Consider the following 4486-nt stretch of genomic DNA (forward strand, 5'->3'; position numbering starts at 1 on the left):
AACAATTAAGAAGTGCCTAAAGTACTTGGAGTACTTAAAGTGCCTAAAGTTTGAGAAACAAACAATTAAGAAGTGCCTAAAATTTGAGAAACGAACAATTAAGAAATGCCTAAAGTACTTGGAGTACTTAAAGTTATTTAAAACTGTTTTCTTTCTGTTTCAAAAAAACTAAAGACTTCTTCAATAACTCTAAGTACTTTAGGCACTTTAGGCACTCAAGACACTTCTTCCGCTTTTATTTCTTTTTTAAACTATTTCTAATTGAAGTAAAAATTGCAAGGAGTTCATTTGCTTCTTTAAAAACTAATTTTGTTTCTTTTGTAGTATTTTTTGATAAAGACATTAATAATTCTAACCAGTAAACTGTCTCACTTGCTTCACTTTCACAAATTTGAATTTTATTTAAAAAATCTTTATCGCTTCTTGAACGATTTGCTTCTATATAATTAGCTCCAATACTTGTTCCTGATTTTGTTATCTGATTTTTAATCACTTTATTTTCAGAAGTATTGGATAATGAGCTTGATAATTTGATAACACTAATTGCGAAATTCTTTGTTCGATTTTCAAGCAGTTTTGCAAACTCCTTATTATCCATTTTTTTTATCATAAATAAGCTTAAAATTATTTGGAAGTACCTAAAGTTTGAGAGACGAACAATTAAGAAGTGCCTAAAGTACTTGGAGTACTTAAAGTGCCTAAAGTTTGAGAAACGAACAATTAAAAATGCCTTGAGTACTCAAAATTATTTATAACTGTTTTTTTACTGTTTCAAAAAAACTAAAGACTTCTTCAATAACTCTAAGTACTTTAGGCACTTTAGGCACTCAAGGCACTTCTTTACACTCAAAGCACTTCTTATTTAATTAAAATCTTCTTAGACTCAAGAATTCCTTTATCAGATAATATTCCAAGAATATAAATTCCTTTTGGTAAATAATCTACATTTATTGATTCATTAATATTACCTTTTCCTATTAGATTTATTTTTTTATCTAAAACTCTTTGACCTCTCATATTTGTAAGTGTCAAATTAAGATTTGATGGCTCATAATTTTCAATGTTAAGGAAAATTCTTTTATTAAAATAATAAGCCTTGTTAATTGCTATTGAATTTTCAGCTTCAATATCCGACCAAGTTATCCCTGAACTTGTTTGTTGTTCAAACTTCAAATTATCAAGAACTAATACTGTATTATCAGAAGCAATAATTTGTCCTTGAGTATTTTGTCTTACATCAACAATAAATACAAGCATAGCAGAATCGGGAGTATCAGTATTTTTATACAAAGAGGAAAGATCCATATTTAATACAGCCCATGGTTGCAATTGTCCATCTTGCTGAGGAGCTGCTCCAAAATTATATAAGATTGTATCTCTTGAATTAGTATTAGTATTCCATTTCCAAAAGAAAACAATAAATCCAAATCTTTCAACTTTATTTGCTGAAATATAACCTGCATGAAATGAATAATAATTAGGACGAGAAGTCAAAGGAAATGATGATGAAAGAACTCCTAACTTCCCTTGCGTAAGATCATTTTGTACGCGAATAAATTTGCTTCCTGATTCAGGGTACAAAGAGACTGGATCTCCGCTTAATGTAGCATCTAATCTTTCAACATAAGTTGCTTTACCTGATGCTGTCCAATTGTCTTGTGTTTCAAAATCACCATTGGGAATTTGTGCAAATGAAATTGTACTAGTAAGAATTCCTAATACGAGAATAAGTATAAATTTTTTCATAGTTTTGTTTTATTTGTTAAAAAAAAAATTTTCACTGCAAAATTAGTATAATTTTTATTTAAACCAATCTATTTTATAAATATTCTTAAAAAATTAGATAAGTAAAGGGGTAAATACAAACAAAATGATTGATAAAATTGATTAATAAAAAAAATGAAAAAATTGTTCTTTATAAATAAAACCTTACTACATTTGCTCTTAATTGAATTGTTGAATTATTCAACACTTAAAAATGTTAATAAATTAAAAAAAATATTATGATGAAAAAATTTACGCTATTTTTAACACTTTTAATTACATTAGGACTTTTTACTATTCCTAATCAAGTGAAAAGTCAAGTTTCAAGTTATCCATACACCCAAACATGGCAATCTGGCACATCAGGCTGGTCGTTAGGTAGTGGTGGACCATATTGGAGCAGGCGAAATACATCAACAAGTTCTTCTGCTACAGGGCCAAATGCGGGAACTAACGGTAGTACAGGTTCTCATGTTGGTGGGAATTATTATGTTTATCTTGAAACATCAACATCGTCAGGTTCTGCATATCTTACTGGACCTCAGTTTGATTTATCTGGAAGAATGAATGCTGATATAACATTTTGGTATCACATGTATGGCTCAAATATGGGCACTTTAAAACTTCAAGTTTATAATGGAAGTAGTTGGGTAGATGTATGGTCAAAATCAGGACAACAGCATTCATCCCAATCTTCAAATTGGACACAAGCAACAGTGAGCTTGGCATCTTTTTCAGGTACAATTCAAATAAGATATCATGGAATAAGAGGTAGCAGTTTTAGAAGTGATATGGCTGTAGATTTAATTACGGTTGATTCAGATCCTGCAGTAGGTTTTGATGTTGCTCTGGAAAGAATTGTTAGTCCTGAAGTATTTAAAGCCGATACAAATTGGTTAAAAGTTGAGTATCAAAATAAAAAAGCTGATACAATAAATTGGTTTGACCTTGGCTATATGGTTGACTGGGGAACCCCTATATTGGTGAATAATATACATGATACTTTGTTCCCAGCTGAAAGTGGAACATATACTTTTACTACTCCAATTGATTTAACAAATAAGGCAGGTAGTCATAATATAAGAATATGGATAAATAATGCAAATGATTCAATGCCTGATAATGACCCTAGTAATGATACATTAATAGTTAATATGTGTACAGGAATGGCAGGAACATATACAATTGGTGCTACGGGTGATTATCCTGATTTTAATGCTGCAGTTGCTGCACTTCAAAATTGTGGGGTTGTCGGTCCTGTTACATTCAATGTTCAGCAAGGTTCATACACTGAAAGAGTTGTAATTCCTGCAATTGTAGGTATGGATGCAACTAATACTGTAACATTTGACGGACAAGACAAAGATGATGTAACACTTACTTATGGTGGAACAAGTTCTACAAACAGAACCACATTGATATTTGACGGAGGTGATTACTTTACCTTTAAAAATATGACTATAAAAAATACGGGTTCTACTTATGCCGTTGCAATTTTATATACAAACCAAGCAGAATACAATGAAGTTTCTTCTTGTAATATTGAAGTAAATTCTTCTTATACTTCTTGGTGGACAACAGCCATTATGGCATCTGCATCAGAATCTTCAAGTAGTGGTAGCTATGGAAATAATGCTAATTTTAACTTAATTAAAAATAATAATATTACAGGTGGTTATTGTGGTATTAACTTCAGAGGAGTTTCAACTCAAACAAGTGCAGTAGGTAACCAATATATTGGTAATACTATTACAGGACAGTATTATTATGCTATTTACCATTATTATCAAAGTGCAGACGTAATACAATATAATAATATTGATATTGGTAGTAGAAATAGTAATGCCTATGCTATTTACAGATATTATTCTCATGGAGCTATAATTGACGGAAATATTATTAATCCCGGCAGATATGGAATGTATTTGTACAGAGAAAATTATGCTTATTATTACGGCTCTGATACTACAATGATTACAAATAATATGATGTATGATTTTCATAGTACTTCTTATCAGCAAGGTTTATATTCAAACTGGAGTGAAGGTTTAAAAATATATCATAATACAATAGCTGTTGATGGTTCTTATGCAAATAATTATAATTATTCCGCTTTGTACTTCTATTACACTTATGCACCAATAATAAAAAATAATATTCTTATTAGTACAGGAGGAACAATGCTTATAACATCTTATTATTATTTTTATAGCAATGCTACCATAGATTACAATGATTATATTTATCCAAACAGGACAACAAATATGTTCTTTACTTATAATAGATATTATGCAGACTTAACCGCATGGAAAACAGCTAGCATGAGGATAAACATGCCACATGATGTAAATTCAATGGAAAATGTTGACCCACATTTTGTATCAACCACAGATTTCCACTTAGATGCAAGCTATCCTCCATTAAAAGGAGTAGCACTTGGTTTAACAACAGATGTTGATGGAGATGCAAGATGTATTTATGAAACAACATTGGGAGCAGATGAAAGCACTTATCCTGTTTCTCCACCAAATGCAGAATTTATAGCTGATGATACTGTTTGTTTTGGAACACCAATTACATTTATTAATACAGCAGCAAAAGATGCTAAACAAGGTTATTGGTGGTATCACAATGGAGTATTCAAAACAAATGACTTACATTATACTACAACATTTGGAGCAGGAACATATTCCGATACAATATCACTTACAGTAGAAAATTG

General features: G+C 30.5%; 3 protein-coding genes. 1 reads left to right on the top strand and 2 read right to left on the bottom strand.

The window, feature by feature from the left end; genetic code table 11:
- Window positions 1-235 precede the first annotated feature (235 nt).
- Window positions 236-598 carry a four helix bundle protein gene (locus U9R42_13885; protein MEA3497113.1) on the bottom strand — a complete coding sequence of 121 codons (363 nt, stop codon included), beginning with the start codon at window positions 596-598 and terminating at the stop codon, window positions 236-238.
- Window positions 599-858: 260 nt separating this feature from the next.
- Window positions 859-1746 (bottom strand): T9SS type A sorting domain-containing protein, encoded by an 888-nt coding sequence (locus U9R42_13890; GenBank protein MEA3497114.1) that lies wholly within the window; start codon window positions 1744-1746, stop codon window positions 859-861.
- 257 nt (window positions 1747-2003) lie between these two features.
- Between U9R42_13890 and U9R42_13895 the strand changes: the two genes are divergently transcribed.
- The coding region (locus U9R42_13895; GenBank protein ID MEA3497115.1) for a hypothetical protein at window positions 2004-4486 on the top strand (2483 nt) is incomplete at its 3' end.

It is taken from the genome of Bacteroidota bacterium, assembly GCA_034723125.1.
Classification (GTDB): Bacteria; Bacteroidota; Bacteroidia; order CAILMK01; family JAAYUY01; genus JAYEOP01.

Excerpts from the sequence above, each read along its gene's own strand:
- U9R42_13885 (MEA3497113.1), bottom strand. The coding sequence starts at position 598 with ATGGATAATAAGGAGTTTGCAAAACTGCTTGAAAATCGAACAAAGAAT.
- U9R42_13890 (MEA3497114.1), bottom strand. The coding sequence starts at position 1,746 with ATGAAAAAATTTATACTTATTCTCGTATTAGGAATTCTTACTAGTACA.